Source organism: Thalassospira lucentensis (assembly GCF_032921865.1).
Lineage (GTDB): Bacteria > Pseudomonadota > Alphaproteobacteria > Rhodospirillales > Thalassospiraceae > Thalassospira > Thalassospira lucentensis_A.
Map to the genome: position 1 here is coordinate 60,341 of NZ_CP136684.1, position 17,525 is coordinate 77,865.

Here is a 17,525-nt window from a genome sequence, read left to right on the forward strand (position 1 = left end):
GATCGCATCGATGATCGTAATTGATCGCGAAAACAGCCTTTCGCACGTCGAACGTGAAAAGCTGCTTGATCGCGTCATGGGTCCGGCGCGCTTTCAGAAATCGTCTGAATTGCTGCGCCGTGGCCGCCTTCCGGCTGACGGTCTGGCGTTTGTCGCCCACGACGGCAAACACATGATCGGTACGGTTCGGTTGTGGAATGTCAAAGCCGGTGACAGCGGGTCTTCGCTGTTGCTGGGGCCGCTTGCGGTTGAAAAGGCCTATAGCGGCTCGGGCGTTGGTGCGGGTTTGATGTATGCGGCACTGAATGCCGCACAGTCAACCGGGCACAAGTCGGTTCTGCTGGTCGGCGATCCGGATTATTACGCGCGCTTCGGCTTCCATGCGGCCCCTGCCAACGGGCTTTTGATGCCCGGCCATTTTGATCGCCACCGGTTCCTTGGCATCAATCTTGGCAATGGTGATGCCCTTTCGGGTTCCACGGGCATCCTTCGGGCAACCGGCCAGATGACACATTGAGTTGGCACATTGATTAAACGACCGTGATCTGATGAAAAAAGCCCCGCAGCAAGTACTGCGGGGCTTTTCTGTTAGGGACTTTCGGCAATCAGCTCGTGCAGTTGTTACGCGACAGCCAGCCGATAAAGATGCCGTTATGTTCAAGCCGCTGGTGGCTGAAGCATTCCCCGCCGGGATAGGCCCCACTTGCCGGGGTGAAACGTACATTGCCCTCCCCGGGCAGGCGGTTGGTGTTGGCCTCGACCAGTTCGGTATGAACTTCGCCAAGTCCGTCGGTCGGCGCGAGACAGTCATAGCGCCCGCCATTGCTGTTGATCGTGCGAACACCGACCATGCCATGGTTCAACGGCCAGGCTTTCAGAACCGATGTCAGATCGCCGCTTGACACCGCAAGGCAGGAATTGATTGCGGGCATCAGTTCGTTGATGAAGCGGGTCCATTCCGGATTTTCCGGTTTTTCAAGCTCCGTGATATCGACGACCGGGAAATCGCCGGGGGCAAGTGCAAGCCCGGTAATTTCGGCAGAAACCGCACATTTGGTAGAACCACTCGGCCCGGTCCAGACCGCTTCCTGCCCTTTGCCACGAATTGAATACATCTCGTTGGCATATTCATACCCGGAACCGGTCCGCTTGATGTTCAGGAGAAGCGGCTCACGGCCAAGAAATTCAATAACCGCCTCGCCCTTGCGCCCCTCGAAAGTAGCATAGAACCGGCTTTTATCCTCGCAGACAAAAGTCTGGCGCCCGGTAACCGGTGCCATTGCAGCTTCACCAAGGGCGGCCTCGATCCGGCTTAATGCGACCTTGCTTTGCGCCATCGCCCCGCTGACTTCATGCTCGTCCGGGGTGCCAGGTACGCCATTGACGGTTTTCGATCCCCCGGCAAAGCGGCCCATGGCAAAATCAAGATTAAGCGTAAAGTTCAGCGCATCACGGTCACTTGCTCCGCCAAAATTTGTGCGATTGGCGTCTTCAACAAATCGCAGAAGCTTGCCATTGCGATAATAGAATTTGACATCCGACTTGCCATAATCCCCAAGATCACGATGTTCCTCCACATAGACAGGCTGCCCATCGGTAGTAACATAGGCCTTGAATGTCGCCTTGCTGTCCCCGGCACTATAACTGCCCGGGATCATCCGGAGATCAGGCAGGCGTGCCTCGATCGCGGCAACATCGCGTTCAACATCCGAACTGCCGCCATTGCGCGCGGCGGCCGCCGATCCCGGCCCGGCGCGTTTGACCATCACTTCGACATCATCGGGCGCATCATTGGTCAGCACGGGATATGCCTGATCATTGCGAAACAGAAGATCGCCATTCTTGGTTACAATCTTTGCCTCGATCACGTAACGATGGCGTGGATCAATCTGTTTGGCGTCATAAGGCAGGATAAACACCATTGGCGGATTGGTCGCCGGATGGGTTATGGATGCAATTTCGGTCGACGGCGCGTCAGCCTTTGATACGTCAAGAAGTCGCACGACAAGATTTGCACTGTTTGGTGCCAGGGCAATTCTTTCGCGGAAAACGACGGTGCCGGTTACCCGGTCCTGATTGGATTGCAGTCCGGCACAGCCCGTGACCAGGACCAGAAGCCCGATCATCAATACCGACTGCAACCTTCCCCAAATCCATGAAGAGAGTTTCATTCTGGCCTCAGTTTGCTCAAGTTATTATTGGGTGTAGTCCCCCGTTCGCAATCGTGACCGCAAACAACAAGAAAACCAAGGCCAAAAATCGGCAAAATTACTGATTAAAGTTATGTTATTTCATCAAGGCAACGGCAGGCTGCAAAACGGCCTGCAGCCCCTCAACTCGATACCCGCCTAACCGGCGAACCGGGTACAGCCCTGCCCCGCCACATCGGTTTCAATCGACAGCAACGCGCCTTCAAGCTCGTTACCATTACCGGTAAGCCCGACGGATGCCGACGTGATATAAAGTGTTTTAAGGTCCGGCCCGCCAAACACACAACTCGTCGGCTGCGTCACCGGAAGTTCGACGATACGATCGACCGAGCCATCAGGCGCAAACCGGATCAAACAACTCCCGCCCCAGCGCGCATTCCAGATATAGCCATCCTCATCCATCGCCGATCCGTCCATGTTGCCCCGCTCATGCGGGCCAAAGAACGGCTTGGGGTTGGACGGCGTGCCGGTTGCCATGTCGTAATCATAAACATCCAGTGTGTTCCTGATCGTATCGCCAAAGAACATCTTTGTACCATCAGAAGACCACAGCAACGTGTTCGAAATCCCGATATCGGCAACAAAGCGTTTGATGTCGCCGTCCGGTGCGACACGGTTCAACGTTCCTGTCGATACCGTCACCGGCAGGTCTTCGCCATTCGGACCGATATTGTTTTGCATGGTCCCGTGCCAGAATCGTCCTGCCGGATCAACCCGCGCCTCGTTTGACCGATTGCCGGGATGATCGGCATCCGGGGCAACAAACGGCGTCGTCTGCCCGCTTTCGGCATCCAGAAATGCCAAACCGTCGGCCAGTGCCACTAAAAGTCCGCCGCCTGTGCGGGGCACAATCGCCGATACCGGCTGATCAAACGTCCAGCTTCGCGAACCGCCATCACGCGGGCGCAATGCGAATGCAGTTTTACCAACAATATCCACCCAGTAAAGAACGCCATCCCCGGCATCCCAATGCGGTCCCTCGCCCAGCGTACAGCGCAAATTCGGTAGGACCGTTTTGACTTTGGACATGATATCTCCCTGATATTTTGGCGGGTTTCCCCCGTTTTGACCCTTCCCTTTAATGCAGACCGGACGACCGTTCGACCGCGATCCGGTGCAGGGAAACCATTATGTCTATTGCTATCGCGAAAGGCCAAATCTGAAAAGTCATTTTGTATGATGATTTACTTTTGCCACAAAATGCAATCGCAACTCGGTTGCATTTTTATCAGGTTATTGATAGGCATTCTCATATTCATGCAGCCTGCTTTGCCGGATGCGATCCGCGATTTTGCAACGGCACCGAATTCTTGCGAGTTTCCGCCCAATGTTCGATCTGAAAAATGTCTCCTTCCAAAGCGAAGGCAAGAACCCGAAAACGCTGCTGGGCGATATTTCGGTGTCCTTCCCAACCGGCGAATTCAGCGCGATTGTCGGACATAACGGATCGGGTAAAAGCACGCTTTTGAAATTGCTGGCGCGGAAAAACAAACCTGCATCCGGCCAGATCACACTTGATACCCAAATCCTTGATACGCACAGCACGCGTGATTTCGCCCGCAAGGTCGCCTACCTACCGCAAAGCCCGATTGTGCCTGCCCATCTCAGCGTGCGCGAACTGGTCTCCTTTGGCCGCTACCCTTGGCGCGGGGCCTTTGGCCGCTATCGGTCGGACGATCACGAAAAAATCGAACGCGCCATGGAAATGACCCACGTTACCGATTTTGCCGACCGCTTTGTCGCAAGCCTTTCGGGCGGGGAACGCCAACGCGTCTGGCTTGCCATGCTGCTTGCCCAGGATGCACCGGTTCTGCTGCTTGATGAACCGACATCTGCCCTTGATGTCGGACATCAACGCGACATCTTGCAACTTGTCGCCAATCTTAAATCAGCAATCGGTCTGACCGTGATTGCGGTTCTGCATGATATCGACATGGTGGGGCGCTTTGCTGATCATATCCTCGCCCTTCGTGGCGGTCGCACCTGCTGGCAGGGAACAGCGGGCGATTTCATGCAGGCCGATACGCTTCGCGATATTTTCCAAACCGAAATCGGGGTGATCCGCCTGCCGGAATCCGCTCATTATGTCAGCTACATAGCTTAGGGTCCTGACCATGCGAAACCGCCTGATCGCTTCAATCGCCTGTTCCTGCGTGATTGCTACCGGCATCCTTGCCCCGACCATCGCCCCGTCAATCGCGCTGGCTGAAACCTATACCCACGAAATGGGAACGGTGAATTTTGCGACCCCACCGAACCGGATTGCCGTATCGAACTGGTCACTGACCGAAACGGTTTTGGCCCTTGGCATTGCCCCGGTCGCCATACCCGAGGCTGACGGATATCGCGAATGGGTGGTCGAACCGGCATTGCCCGCCAAGTTTGTCGATCTTGGCACCCGCATGGCCCCGAATTTTGAAGCCCTGCGCGACAGCCGCCCCGAAGTCATCCTGATAAGCAGCGACGTCGCCATGGCCTATGACAAACTTTCGGCCTTCGCGCCGACCATGGTCTATTCGATCTATAACACCGACCAGCCTGCTCTCGACAGGGCCGAAGACCTGATGCGCAATGTCGGCCAACTGACTGGGCGCAGTGACAAAGCCGAAGAAATCATCGCATCTGCCAATCAACGTATTGCTACCGCCGCCGATCGCATCCGCAAGGCGGTTGGCGACGATGCGAAATTCGCGGTCGTGCGCATCCTCGACGATGCCCATTTCCGCATTCACGGTACCACATCGCTTTTCGGATCGACGCTGGCGCGGATGGGTTTTGCCAATACCTGGACCGGCCCGGTCAATGGCTGGGGGTTCAGCAACGGCGAAATTGGTGACCTGGCCAAACTTGGCCCGGCCCACTTCGCCTATATCGAACCGACACCCGCGGCGGTTAAAACCAAACTGTTTGGCTCCCCGGTCTGGAAAGCATTACCTTTCAACCGGCAAAATACCGTTTATGAAGTCCCGACAAGCTGGACATTCGGTGGAATTTTGTCGGCAGTACGTTTTGCCGAACAGCTTGCCGACGCCATCACCGACGCACACGGATCGTAAATCGATATGACCAGATACCTGTTTCTTTGCCTGTCCGTGATCGCCGGTTTGACCGCACCTCTTGCACCCAAAATGGCAATCGCCGAACCTGTCACGATTGAGCATGAACGCGGCACACTGACCCTTGACGCACCGGCAAAACGCGTTGCGGTAACGAACTGGGCCACGACCGAAACGGTCATTGCTCTTGGGCTTGATCCGGTCGCGATTGCCGATCCCGATGACTATCTCGATTGGGTTGCCAAACCTGACCTTCCCGAAAACTTCACCGACATCGGCCAGCGCGCGGCCCCCAATATCGAAGCCCTGCGCGATGCCAAGCCCGACCTGATCGTGATCAGCAAGGATCTTGAAATGGCATATGACAATTTCAATGCCATCGCCCCAACCATTGTTCTGTCGATCTATAACAACAACCTCGATGCCCTGCCCGAAGCCCGTAAACTTTTCGATACACTCGCCAAAGCCACCGGGCGCGAGGTAGAAGCCGCCGCATGGCTTGCCGATGCCGATGACAAATTCGCCGAATATGGTGCTCGCATCCGGGCTGCCATGCCACCGGGCCGCGCCCTTGCAATCACCCAGTTCGTATCCGAAAGCCATATCGGGCTTTATGGCAAATCGTCCCTGCCCGGCACCGTCCTGGCGAAAATGGATCTACCACTGGCCTATCAGGGTCCGGTCAACAATTGGGGCTTTGCCAAGGGGGGCGTCGAAATCCTTGGCCCGCGTGCACAGGATACGCTGGTGTACCTGAACCCGGTACCCGATGTGATCCGCGAAAAGGTCTGGGCATCGCCGGTGTGGAAAATCCTTGATTTCGTTCGCAACGACCGGGTTTACGAACTGCCTGTCGTCTGGGCATATGGCGGCATGCCATCCGCCCTGCGCTTTGCCCGGCTTCTTGCCGAAAGCATGGAAAGTGGCCCGGTTAAATGAGCGGCGAAACGAGTCGTGACATGAGCCGGTTTTTCTATCGCGGCCCGGCGCTCCTATGCCTTGCACTTGCAATCTGTTCGGTTGCCATCCTGATCAATGATCTTTGGCCGTTCCTTCAAAAGGGGGCCGGGATGAATGTGCTGTTTCATCCCGACGAAACTGATTTCGATCAGATCCTGTTTCATTTCAGCACCCTGCCTCGGATCACAATGGCCTTTATCTGTGGTGCCGGTTTGGCCCTCGCCGGGGCAGCGATCCAGACGGTATTGCGTAATCCGCTCGCATCTCCGACGACCCTTGGTGTCGGTGCAGGTGTTGAATTTGCCCTGACGGTTTTCCTGCTTCTGGCCCCGGCGGCACTCGCCCAGTTCAAAGAAGCCGCGGCCCTTGCCGGTGGCATGATCGCCCTTGGCGCGGTTTACCTGATTGCATCGCGGCGCGCCAATGCGACGCTTTGGCTGATACTGGCCGGGATGATCATCAATCTGATGCTGCAATCGGGTACGCAGATTTTTCTGCTGTTTAACGAACAGTATCTGCAATCGGTATTCATGTGGGGGGCGGGTGACCTCGCGCAAAACGGCTGGGACTCAACGCAGTTTGTTTTGCCCCGCCTGCTGGTCGGTGTTGCTGTTGTTCTGCTTCTCTCGCGCCCGCTTGATCTTCTTGCCCTTGGCGACGACACCGCAAGCTCACTTGGTGCTCGCGTCACCATCTTGCGGCTGTTGATCCTGGGCTTTGCCGTTTTCATTACTGCATCGGTCATTTCGACTGCCGGGTTGATCGGTTTTATCGGTCTGGCCGTCCCTGCCGCCCTGCGTATTGCCGGTCTGACACGTTCGCGCGATCTGATGATCTATTCGCTGTTGACCGGCGGCTTTGCACTATTGTGTATCGACTTTATTGTCCGGCAGATGAACGGGCTTGATGGCGACATCGTTCCAACTGGTGCAGCCACTGCCTTGATCGGCGCACCATTTATTATACTGATCCTGCGCAAGGCCCGGATCATGCCTGGCCAACAAAGCGAGGACCATCATCCAGATCAGCACATTGTGTCGAAAAATCTGCTGAGCCTCCTGCTGGTATTAGGGCTGGTTACAGGCTTGGGCTTATCCTTGTTTGTGTCGTTTAACGGTCATGATTTCGTATTTCTGACTGGTGGTGAAAGCTTCCATGACATCGTCCTCCAGCGTTCCGAACGGACCTTTGCCGCGATCATTTGCGGCGCGGCTCTCGCGGTTTCAGGCACGTTAATTCAGCGCGTCGGGCGCAACCCATTGGCCAGCCCGGAAATCACCGGCGTCAGTTCTGCCACCGCACTCGCCATGATCATCGCCCTTGTTTTCTTTGGCTTCGGACAACGTGCCGAACTGATGTTTGTCGGTGCTGCCGGCGGGATCATTTCGCTGATCGTCCTGCTACTGCTATGCCGGAAATTCACCCACGCCCCGCATTACCTGTTGCTAAACGGCCTGGCCTTAACTGCCATTTTGGGCGCGATTGTTCGCATTGCGCTGACCCGCAGTGGCACGCAAACATCAATGCTGATTTCGTGGCTGGCGGGCACAACCTATTTCACCCGCATGGACGAAGTCCTGATCGTCGCGGGGGTCACCGCAGCCTTGCTGGTTGTGGTGATTGCGGTGCGCCGCCCGCTTGAGCTGGCGTCATTTGGCAATGATCAGGCCACCTCGCTTGGCCTTGGCATTTCAGGTTTCCAGTTCTTCATCATGCTGCTTGCCGCCATCCTTGCCGCCAGTGCAACGCTGCTTGTCGGACCACTCAGCTTCGTCGGGCTGATGGCCCCGCATCTCGCACGGATTGCCGGTTACCGGCTTGCGGGGGGGCATTTGCTGGGCGCAGTTCTGATCGGGGCGAATGTGATGATGGTTGCCGAATGGATGGCCAGAAATATGCTCTATCCCCAGCAATTACCAACCGGCCTGATCGCCGCCCTGATCGGAACGGCGTATTTCCTGTTTCTGGCAATCCGCAAACGCTAGATCTTCGGCCAGTTCTTCGCCAGTGCATAGGCCTCGTCAAAGCTATGCGCATGTTTAAGGGGAAAGGGCAGCATTCTTGCAAAGTTGCTGTTCTCGACCTCTTCGACATGGTCATGTTCGTGATCCGGCTCCACCTGTATCAGTCCCTTGGCGAAGCACGGCAACCGGTCTCGGTTCTGCCTGAACCAAAGCGCCGCCTGTTTGCGGGTTTCGTGATCCTGCTCGACATGCCCGGTAAAAAGCATGATCAATATCACCGGTTCCGTTCGGGCCGATAGTGCGTAAAGAGCCCTGATATAGCTCTCCCCATCGGCAGCACTTTGCGCATCAACCATCTCGAACAGTATAATATCATCCGTCAACGAGCTTGATCTGAACATCAATTTCCTCATGCCGAAAGTAACTGGTCATTATCTCATAGACGAAATGCAGCAGCGTTTTTTCACCAAAAACAACAAAGGGCCGCTTATGCGGCCCTTTATATGCGTAACAAAAATCAAGGATCAGTCTTCGAAGTGGCCTTTGGCGGCAAAACCACCGCCCTGATAGATCACAGCCGGATCATGGCGATCCTCAGCCGGGAAGGCTGCCTCGATTTCTTCGCGGAAGATATCGGAACTGTCCTGCGGCTGCCAGCCGATCAGGTCGGCATGGTCGTTGCTCCACCATTTCGTGCGGTTGTTCGACACACCATACATCACTAGATGGCCAGTCATCGGCGCATCAAATACCGCCTTCATGAGGGAAATAAAATCGCGCGGGCTCATCCATGTCGACAGCATCCGGCGATCTCGCGGCTTTTCAAAGCACGACCCGATGCGAAGTGAGACGGTTTCAACATCGAACTTGTCGTAGTAATAGCTTGCCAATGCCTCGCCATAACATTTGGTGACACCATAAAGGCTGTCGGGGCGTAGTTCGGATTTGTCATCAAGCTTGGTCGTGCGCTTGTGGAACCCGATGGCGTGGTTCGAGCTGGCAAACAGGATGCGCGGCTTGCCATTTTTGCGCGCACCTTCATACAGGTTATAGGTGCCAAGAAAATTGGCCTGCAGCAGGTCATCAAATGCGGCCTCAATCGAAATTCCGCCCAGATGAATGATCCCGTCGCAATCCTTGGTCAGTTCATGCACAGCCGCTCGATCCGAAAGATCGCACGGCACGACTTCCTCGCCAAGACCGGCCGGGTCCATCGGTGCGATATCCGAAAGGCGTAGGACATCGGCATAGCCTTTAAGCCCCTCGCGCAGGATTTTTCCAAGGTTGCCGGCAGCACCGGTAATCAGCAAACGTTTCATCGTCTTCCTCTTTGAAGTCATCTTGGTCCGCAATCAGCCCCCACCGAACACAAGGTTCGGTAGCGTCAGGGAGATCGCCGGTACATAGGTTGTCAGCATAAGCGCCGTCAGGATCGCCAGATAGAATGGCCAGATCGTCATTACGGCCTTCTCGATCTTCACCCCGCCAATCGCGCAACCGACAAACAGGCAGGAGCCGACCGGTGGCGTACAAAGGCCAAGCCCCAAATTCATCATCAGCACCATACCGAACTGGATCGGGTCCATGCCGAATTGGGTCGCCAGTGGCAGGAAGATCGGCGTACAGATCAGGATCAATGCGGCCATATCCATGATCATGCCGGCAATCAGCAGCATGACATTGATCAATAGCAAAACCATGATCGGGTTATCGGTGACGGATGTAATCGCATGCGCCAATGCATCGGGTACCTGATAAAACGCCAGCATATAGCCATAGGCCGATGCACACCCGACCAGCAGCATGACAAGGGCCGTTGTCTTCGCCGATTGCTTGACCGCCGCAACAAAACCGGCCCAGTTCAGTTCTCGATAGACAAGCCCGGTAATGATCAACGCATAGGCCACACCGATGGCTCCGGATTCCGTCACTGTGAACACACCGCTCAACACACCGCCGACGATAATCACGGCTGTGAAAAAGCCCGGAATGGCGCGAATGGCCGTAACCCCGACAACCCGCCATCCCGGAAACGGTACAGCCGGATAGCCATGCTTGATCGCCACAAGCCATGTCGCAAGGCCAAGCAGCAGGCACATGATGATGCCCGGCACCAGTCCCGCCATGAACAGCTTGGAAATCGAAATCCCGCCACCGGCCGCAACCGCATAGAGGATCATGTTATGGCTGGGCGGGATCATGATACCCGCGATCGACGAGGTCACCGTAACGTTGACCGCATAATCGGCACGGTAGCCTTCCTTTTTCATCACCGGGATCAGGATCGAGCCAAGTGCAGAGGTATCGGCTACGGCCGATCCGGAAATGCCACCAAACAGCATCGATGAAAACACGTTCACAATGCCAAGTCCGCCGCGGCGGCTGCCGACCAGTGCGGTTGCAAACTGCACCAGCCGGTTGGCAATCCCGCCATGAAGCATCAGTTCACCGGCAAAGATAAAGAACGGAATGGCCAGAAGCGAAAAGGCACTGATGCCCGAACCAATACGCTGAAACGCGATCAGGGTTGGCAGACCTTCAAAGAAAAAGGTCGCAAGGGCCGCAATACCAAGTGCAAGGGCAACGGGCATGCCAATGACAATACCAACGGCAAACAGGCCCAAAAGAATGGTCATGCCCATTTATTCAGTGTCCTTATCAAGCAATTCGTCGCTGTAAAACCGGCTATGCGCGATGGTTTTCCAACCGGTGATGATTTTAAGGATATGCACGAGGCTGTAAAATACGATGCCCCCGCCACAAACCAGCATCGGAATGGACCGCAATCCGTCGGGAACATGGATGATCGGCATGCTTTTGGCCCAGTTGAAAACAACCAGATCGTAGGCGCCGACCAACATGTAAAAACCGAATACCACCATGGTCGCATAACTGATCAAAGCCAATACAGCCGCGGCCTTGGGCGGTAATGCATCGCGGAAAAATGATACCGAAAGATGGCTGTTGTCACGGATACAGGCTGCAGCAACCGGAAAAGTAATCAGAACAATCAGGATCAGGGAAATCTGTTCGACCCAGGTCGGGGTTTCGTTAAGGACATAACGCCCGAAAACCAGCCAGGCAAAACTGGGGATCAACGCTATCAGCGCAATTCCGCCGATCAGATTAAGGATTTTGGCTAGTCCGCCACCCAAACGGTCAAGCATCCCGGTGAGTTGTGAAAGCATTCGCACGCCGCCAGAAATGGATTAACAAAAAGACCGGATACAAGCGTAAAGAAGGGCGGCGAAAATGTCGCCGCCCTTCTATGGCTTGATCAATTATTTCTGGGCGTCCTGGATCGCCTTGACCAGATCGGCCAGATCCGGATTGGCTTTGATGAAGTTGTCATATACAGGCTGCATCGCATCCTGGAACGCTGCCTTGTCGGCGACTTCGTTCACTTCGATACCGGCTGCAACAACTTTCTCTTTGGACTTTTCTGCACGTTCTGCCCAGGCAGCGCGCTGAACCTTGACCGACTCATCTGCGGCTTCCTGAAGGATTTTCTTCTCGTCATCTGACAGGCCATCATAAAGCGCCTTGTTCACGCACAGGCATTCCGGAAGGATCAGATGCTGGGTCACCGAATAGTATTTGGCAGCTTCGAAATGGCCGGAGCTGTCATAGGACGGATAGTTGTTTTCCGCGCCATCAATAACACCGGTTTTCAGCGACTGATAAACTTCGCCATACGGCATCGGGGTTGCGTTGCCGCCAAGGGCTGCAACCATCTGCACATACAAATCGTTGCTCATCACGCGGAATTTAAGACCTTTGAGATCTTCGGGCGTGTTGATCGGATGCTTGGTATTATAGAAGGAACGCGCACCGGAATCGTACCAGCCAAGAGCCTGAAGACCTGCTTCGGCAAGGCCGTCTGCGATCTGCTGACCTGCCGGACCGTCCATGACTTCATGCATGGCATCGACGTTTTTGAAGATGAAAGGCAGCGAAACAACGTTTGCTTCAGGCGCAACTTCACCGAGCGGGCCGAGGTTGAAAACAGCCCAGTCCAGACCGCCAAGGCGAACCTGCTGAATGGCATCGGGCTGATCGCCCAGAACGCCGCCGTGATAAACCTTGGCTTCAAGGTCGCCACCGGATTTTTCATTGATCAGACGGGCAAATTCTTCCATCCCGGTCGAAACCGGATAGTCTGCCGGATGGATGTTCCAGCCGCGCCATTCGCGTGCTTGCGCACCGGCGACAAAGGCGATCGACATTGCCGCTGCGGCAAGTGTCAGTGTGGTGGTCTTCATTAACTTGTTCATTGATATTCCTCCCGTGACTTTATGTCATTCAACGTTAAAGTCTTGTTTTCCCTGATGGGACCAGTTGTTGTCAGAAAATCTTACATCTTGTCACTTGTAACAACAAGTAATGGTTTTTCTGACAGCCGAATTTTGCGCGCCATTTGCTTTTGCGGCGTCACAGAGGTAATCCCGGCAGAAGCCACCTGCCGGGGTCGCCAAGCTTAGGCAGCCTTAAGTGCGTCCTCGCCGAACGCCTTACGGATAACGTCAGCCAGCATGTCATGTTCTTCACCGCTCAGATCGGTAAGCGGGCTGCGAACCGGGCCGGTATCACGGCCAATAACGCGCATCCCTGCCTTGACGATCGACACGGCATAACCCGTGCCGCGATCACGCACCGCAAGATACGGATAGAAGAAATCGGTCAGGATGCGGTTCATCGTAGCATCGTCGTCAGTTGTCAGCGCGTCATAGAATTCCAGCGCCTGCTTGGGCAGGAAGTTGAAGATCGCCGACGAATAGGTGGTCGCACCCGCCGCCTTGTATGCCTTGGCAAAAACTTCGGCTGTCGGCATCCCACCGATATAGGAAAGACGATCCCCCATCGTGACACAAACGCGCGTTACCAGTTCGATATCGCCGTGCCCATCCTTGAAGCCGACCAGGTTGGGACACTCGTCACACAATTTCGAAAGCGTTTCGGCAGACAGGATCGAGTTGTCGCGGTTGTAAACAATCACACCGATACTCACTGCATTACAAACCGCCTTGACGCGCTCATACAGGCCTTCCTGCTTGGCACCAACCAGATACTGCGGCAGCAGAAGCAGACCATCCGCACCGGCCTTTTCACATTCGCGCGCCAGTTCGACGGCCATTGCCGTACCATAACCGCAACCGGCAATGATCGGGGTATCACCGGCAACTTCCTTGGCAACGCGGACGGTCTGAACGACTTCCGCCGGGGTCAGCGAGAAAAATTCGCCTGTGCCACCCGCCGCAAACAGCGCAGCTGCCGGATACTGGGCCAGCCAGCCAACATGTGTACGGTAGGTATCCATATCCAGCGAACCATCCGCCTTGAACGGCGTAACCGGGAAAGAAAGAAGCCCGGCACCAATAGCCGTTTTCAGATCCTGATAATGCATAAATCGTCCTTCAACTCATAAATCGGCGACATAACCTATGATGATTCTATAAATTCATCATATCATTTTGTCAATCATATTACTCACAAACTTTAGTCTAGCGAGAAAACAGCGATTTACCGGGAATTTGGCCCATACCACCCCTTCAACCGAATCATCATATCAACGGGATTGACACTGCAAATCCATGACTCTCGACAATTGATATGATGACTTTATACTTTCATGCCGCTACGCTGCTGAAAACATCGCAAAAACAGAAGGATGCGCGCGGAAAATGACCGACATCACCAAGGCAAGCCGGATTCTGGCCGATGCGTTTAAGCAAAACATTCTGATAGATCCCCTGCCCGCAGACGCGAGTCCGGTCGACTTCGATACTGCCTACGACATACAGCAAGCCACTCTTGCCCTGACTGGCGCGAAGCAAACCGGATGGAAGCTTTCGGTCGCGACACGCGCTGCACAGGCTGGGCTTGGGATTGAAGGGCCGCTGGTCGGGCCGTTGCTGGATGGCCGGATCATCGAAAACGGGGCGACCATCACCACAAATGATGTTCATTTCCCAAATATCGAGGCCGAGATTGCCGTGGTCATGGCCAGCACGCCCGATGGCAACGCCACCATTGATAAGGTACTGGACCACATCAAAAGCGTGCATCTGGCAATCGAAATCGCGGACCGCAGATATCGTGAAAGACAGGGACCGGTTGCAACACTGGCCGATCTGAACTCGACAGGTTATCTGGTGCTAGGCCCGGAAATCACCAACTGGCGAGACATGGCGTTTCTGAATGTCCCGGTCGAAACAAGATCGGATGACAAAATCCTCGCCCAGAACAGCGATCCCGCCGCATGGCCTGATCCGTTTGGCGGATTGGCTTATCTCGCCGGTTTCCTTGCCAAACGCGGCACACATTTAAAGGCGGGTGACGTCATCACCACCGGGGCCTGTGCGGTACCGACCCTGACCAGCCATGGCCGGATCGAGGCAATCTTTGATGGCATCGGCACAGCACATGCAACCATCAAAACCGGATAAGGCATCCGGAAAACCAAAAGAAAAAGGGCCGTGCAGAACAAACTGCACGGCCCTTTTGATTCAGGTCTTATACCTTATCCGCCTTCGCGGAACCGGTTGACCGGCACCCCCGCGACATCGACACGCAGCATGACAAGTTTGCCCGCATCGGGGAATTCGTCACGCTTTTCCGCCGGGTAGTTTTCCATATGGCTGGTGACATAAAGCGTTTTCATATCCGCCCCGCCAAAGCACGGCATGGTGGGATTTGGCATCGGCATATCAATAGATAGCAACAATGTGCCATCAGGGCCAAAACGGTTCAGTTTGCCCGCCGAAACACCCGCACTCCAATAGCAGCCTTCCATGTCAACCGCCGCACCATCCGGACGCCCGACCGTGTCATCAAGATCAAGGAAACGCTGGCAATTGCCAATCGCGCCGGTTTTGGCATCAAAGTTCCAGCGATTGACCCACGGCCCGCGAGAATCCGAGTGATACATGACCCGTCCATCGGGCGACCAAGCCAGACCGTTGGAAATCTTGATCCCGCCAGCCTTGTGTTCGACCTGCCCTTTACCGGTCACACGATAAAGCGATGCTACCGGTTGCTTGTCGATGTTTTGATCCATGGTACCGACCCAGAACGCGCCGTCCGGGCCGATCTTGCCGTCATTGGTGCGGCTCATGTCATTGTCGCTGTCGACAGCCGCCAGTTTTTCGCGCTTACCGGTTTTCGGATCAAACAGGACAATGTCACTTTTCAGTGCCACAACCAGACGCCCCTGATCGGTCAGACCGAAACAGCCGACTTCGCTCTCGAATGACCAACTGTGGCGCTGCCCGGTTTCGATATCAAGTGCATGGATTTTCTGACCAATGATATCAGCCCAGTAAAGGCGGCTGTTATCTCCGTCCCAGTTCGGGCATTCGCCCAGTTCAAACCGTTCTTCCAGCAGAATGCGGGGTTGCTGTACGGCTGAAATATCACCTGACATGATCCGTTCCTGTATTCTTCCCGACGCAATTCGTCATATGACTTGTGTGCAGGCGCACGGGGGCACTTGTCAACAAATTTGCGTGGAAACTTTACAGGATGTTCTGTGCGTGATAGCCGCGACTTTACATATCACGCGCATGGTCGGTTACCCGCTGACGGGCCTGATGAAGGTGATAACGCATCAGCAATTCCGCGCTCTCGCCGTCCTGCCCGCGGATCGCATCATAAATCTGGCGATGTTCCAAAAGAACCTTTTTCACCCGGTCAGCTGATCCGGTACGGGTGATGTTAAGCGCGACATTCATGGTTTTGGCAATCACGCCATGCAGCGACGTCAGCATGGTGACAAAAATATCATTTCCGCTGGCGCGCGCGATTGACATATGAAATTCAAAATCTGCCTGATCAGCGATGTCACCGGCTGCAATGCCTTGTTCAAGCATTTTAAGCGCCCGTTCGATATCGCGATGATGGCGCAGCGTGGCACGTTCCGCCGCCATGCGTGCGGTTGCGGCTTCGATCGCGATACGGGCCTCAAAACAGCGCAGCAACCCCGCCACATCATTGATACCGCCAAACTCGATCAACCCTTGTGGCGGACGTTTCTTGACAAAAGACCCAACCCCCTGTCGGGCATAAACCAACCCGTCAGACTGCAATTTACGCAGCGCTTCACGTACCACGGGCCGTGACACACCAAAAGACGCACATATTTCATTTTCAGATGGCAGCTTTGCCCCTTCAGACAGATTGCCAGATACAATCTGTTCCAGAATTTGCCCATAAAGCTGATCCGCAAGCTTTTCACGCTTCTGTATTTTAAGCTGCAAGCCGGTCATTTCCCCAATCCCCATCAACTTGTCATCTTGTCATTCTTACTTGTAAGTTTTATCGGCAAATTCTGAAGGGGTAAAGGGGAAGCAATCAGTCGACCAGTGAATAATCCCGCCTGCCGACCGGTTCCTCGTGATCATCGACAAGGCCATTATCCGATCCGGTCAAAAGGCCTGGTGTCAGGGTCATGACGCCAGAAAGCGTATCGTTATAGCCAAGCACCCTGACATCGCCGAATTCCTTGAATTCCGGGCGGTTATGGACGTTTGGTACATGTGACACCGGCTCGACACAGAATGTCTGACCGTTTTCCGGGATATAGAATTGCAGATTCGACAAAGTGTCACTGGCTTCCAGAAGCAGGCTTAACTGCCGGTCTGCCCAGACCATTTCCGCCTGTTTGTTCCAGCCGATATAATGAACATCAAGCCCCTTGTGATGGCGGATCATCTTGCCATCGGCAAAGTCACGCCCAAGATCAATCACGGTGCGCGTGGTCGGCAATTTTCCCTCATCCGTGCTAAAACAGTCGGTCGCAACAAACTGCACCCATACGCTTTCACCGCCGGGGAACCATGGATGCAACCCGATCCCATAAGGCATCGGTCCCTTTCCCAGATGACGCACGCCGATTTCGATTGAAATGGTATCGTTTGCAACTTTGATCTGTTGCCAGGCGACATAGCAGAAACCCGTCTGCGGATCGTCATGTTTGTGATTGAAGCGGATGGTATCAACTGTCGGGCGTTCTATATCCCAGACACTGGAAATTCCAAATCCGTGAATTGCATGCGGATCCGGTGCCCGGTTGGCCGGAACATTGATGGTTTTGCCGTCGAATTCGAACTGGGCGTAACCCAGCCGGTTGGCAAACGGCACCATCGGAAAACATCCCAGATGCGACGGATTACCTGATGTCAGGGCATAGTCGTCAACCGGGCGCAAAAGGTTAATCACCCCGTTGCCGTCGGGACGTACCCAGTCAATTCTTGAAATGGCGCCACCACGGGGCACAATCCCGACCTTGAAAGGGCCGCTGTTCCAGCGATATTCAGCTTCGGCCGTTTTGGCCATTA

Annotated in this window: 17 protein-coding genes; 6 read left to right on the forward strand and 11 right to left on the reverse strand. The window is 54.8% G+C overall.

Annotated features, from left to right (window positions below; genetic code table 11):
* Nucleotides 1-10: 10 nt before the first annotated feature.
* Nucleotides 11-517 (forward strand): GNAT family N-acetyltransferase, encoded by a 507-nt coding sequence (locus tag R1T41_RS01125; protein ID WP_114109979.1) that lies wholly within the window; start codon nucleotides 11-13, stop codon nucleotides 515-517.
* 88 nt (nucleotides 518-605) lie between these two features.
* On the opposite strand, the gene R1T41_RS01130 is transcribed toward R1T41_RS01125, so the two are convergent.
* Nucleotides 606-2,171, reverse strand: a complete 1,566-nt coding sequence (locus tag R1T41_RS01130) for a YbaY family lipoprotein (protein WP_317339354.1) — start codon at nucleotides 2,169-2,171, stop codon at nucleotides 606-608.
* A gap of 177 nt (nucleotides 2,172-2,348) precedes the next feature.
* Nucleotides 2,349-3,239 carry an SMP-30/gluconolactonase/LRE family protein gene (locus R1T41_RS01135; RefSeq protein WP_062958534.1) on the reverse strand — a complete coding sequence of 297 codons (891 nt, stop codon included), beginning with the start codon at nucleotides 3,237-3,239 and terminating at the stop codon, nucleotides 2,349-2,351.
* Between the two features lie 298 nt (nucleotides 3,240-3,537).
* On the opposite strand from R1T41_RS01135, the gene R1T41_RS01140 reads away from it, so the two are divergent.
* From R1T41_RS01140 to fhuB, 4 genes are read left to right on the forward strand one after another with little or no spacing between them, the layout of a single operon-like run.
* Nucleotides 3,538-4,314: an ABC transporter ATP-binding protein gene (locus R1T41_RS01140; protein ID WP_317339357.1), complete on the forward strand. Its 777-nt coding sequence runs from the start codon at nucleotides 3,538-3,540 to the stop codon at nucleotides 4,312-4,314.
* A 10-nt stretch (nucleotides 4,315-4,324) separates the two neighbouring features.
* On the forward strand, nucleotides 4,325-5,266 hold the full coding sequence (locus tag R1T41_RS01145; protein ID WP_317339359.1) for an iron-siderophore ABC transporter substrate-binding protein: 942 nt from the start codon (nucleotides 4,325-4,327) through the stop codon (nucleotides 5,264-5,266).
* A gap of 6 nt (nucleotides 5,267-5,272) precedes the next feature.
* Nucleotides 5,273-6,205 carry an iron-siderophore ABC transporter substrate-binding protein gene (locus tag R1T41_RS01150; RefSeq protein ID WP_317339361.1) on the forward strand — a complete coding sequence of 311 codons (933 nt, stop codon included), beginning with the start codon at nucleotides 5,273-5,275 and terminating at the stop codon, nucleotides 6,203-6,205.
* The gene (gene fhuB, locus R1T41_RS01155) at nucleotides 6,202-8,211 is read left to right on the forward strand and encodes a Fe(3+)-hydroxamate ABC transporter permease FhuB (protein ID WP_317339363.1); all 2,010 of its coding nucleotides are present in this window, start codon (nucleotides 6,202-6,204) and stop codon (nucleotides 8,209-8,211) included. The genes R1T41_RS01150 and fhuB overlap by 4 nt, the downstream gene beginning before the upstream one ends.
* On the opposite strand, the gene R1T41_RS01160 is transcribed toward fhuB, so the two are convergent.
* The 6 genes from R1T41_RS01160 to kdgD all read right to left on the reverse strand — a co-directional run bounded on the left by R1T41_RS01160 (nucleotide 8,208) and on the right by kdgD (nucleotide 13,594).
* Nucleotides 8,208-8,573 (reverse strand): hypothetical protein, encoded by a 366-nt coding sequence (locus R1T41_RS01160; protein WP_317339365.1) that lies wholly within the window; start codon nucleotides 8,571-8,573, stop codon nucleotides 8,208-8,210. The two genes, fhuB and R1T41_RS01160, sit on opposite strands and share 4 nt — an antisense overlap.
* Nucleotides 8,574-8,714: 141 nt before the next feature.
* Nucleotides 8,715-9,509 carry an NAD-dependent epimerase/dehydratase family protein gene (locus R1T41_RS01165; protein ID WP_317339367.1) on the reverse strand — a complete coding sequence of 265 codons (795 nt, stop codon included), beginning with the start codon at nucleotides 9,507-9,509 and terminating at the stop codon, nucleotides 8,715-8,717.
* A 33-nt stretch (nucleotides 9,510-9,542) separates the two neighbouring features.
* On the reverse strand, nucleotides 9,543-10,832 hold the full coding sequence (locus R1T41_RS01170; RefSeq protein WP_247795372.1) for a TRAP transporter large permease: 1,290 nt from the start codon (nucleotides 10,830-10,832) through the stop codon (nucleotides 9,543-9,545).
* The gene (locus R1T41_RS01175) at nucleotides 10,833-11,378 is read right to left on the reverse strand and encodes a TRAP transporter small permease (protein WP_317339368.1); all 546 of its coding nucleotides are present in this window, start codon (nucleotides 11,376-11,378) and stop codon (nucleotides 10,833-10,835) included.
* 93 nt (nucleotides 11,379-11,471) lie between these two features.
* Nucleotides 11,472-12,464: a TRAP transporter substrate-binding protein gene (locus R1T41_RS01180; protein ID WP_317339370.1), complete on the reverse strand. Its 993-nt coding sequence runs from the start codon at nucleotides 12,462-12,464 to the stop codon at nucleotides 11,472-11,474.
* A gap of 203 nt (nucleotides 12,465-12,667) precedes the next feature.
* On the reverse strand, nucleotides 12,668-13,594 hold the full coding sequence (gene kdgD, locus R1T41_RS01185) for a 5-dehydro-4-deoxyglucarate dehydratase (RefSeq protein ID WP_317339372.1): 927 nt from the start codon (nucleotides 13,592-13,594) through the stop codon (nucleotides 12,668-12,670).
* A gap of 277 nt (nucleotides 13,595-13,871) precedes the next feature.
* Between kdgD and R1T41_RS01190 the strand changes: the two genes are divergently transcribed.
* On the forward strand, nucleotides 13,872-14,636 hold the full coding sequence (locus R1T41_RS01190; protein ID WP_317339373.1) for a 2-keto-4-pentenoate hydratase: 765 nt from the start codon (nucleotides 13,872-13,874) through the stop codon (nucleotides 14,634-14,636).
* Between the two features lie 74 nt (nucleotides 14,637-14,710).
* Here R1T41_RS01190 and R1T41_RS01195 read toward each other — a convergent pair whose 3' ends face one another.
* From R1T41_RS01195 to R1T41_RS01205, 3 genes are all read right to left on the reverse strand, one after another.
* Nucleotides 14,711-15,613: an SMP-30/gluconolactonase/LRE family protein gene (locus tag R1T41_RS01195; RefSeq protein ID WP_317339374.1), complete on the reverse strand. Its 903-nt coding sequence runs from the start codon at nucleotides 15,611-15,613 to the stop codon at nucleotides 14,711-14,713.
* Between the two features lie 124 nt (nucleotides 15,614-15,737).
* Entirely contained in the window at nucleotides 15,738-16,454 is a 717-nt protein-coding gene (locus tag R1T41_RS01200; RefSeq protein ID WP_082824712.1) for a FadR/GntR family transcriptional regulator, read from the reverse strand.
* A gap of 85 nt (nucleotides 16,455-16,539) precedes the next feature.
* On the reverse strand, nucleotides 16,540-17,523 hold the full coding sequence (locus tag R1T41_RS01205; RefSeq protein ID WP_317339375.1) for an aldose 1-epimerase: 984 nt from the start codon (nucleotides 17,521-17,523) through the stop codon (nucleotides 16,540-16,542).
* Between the last annotated feature and the right edge of the window lie 2 nt (nucleotides 17,524-17,525).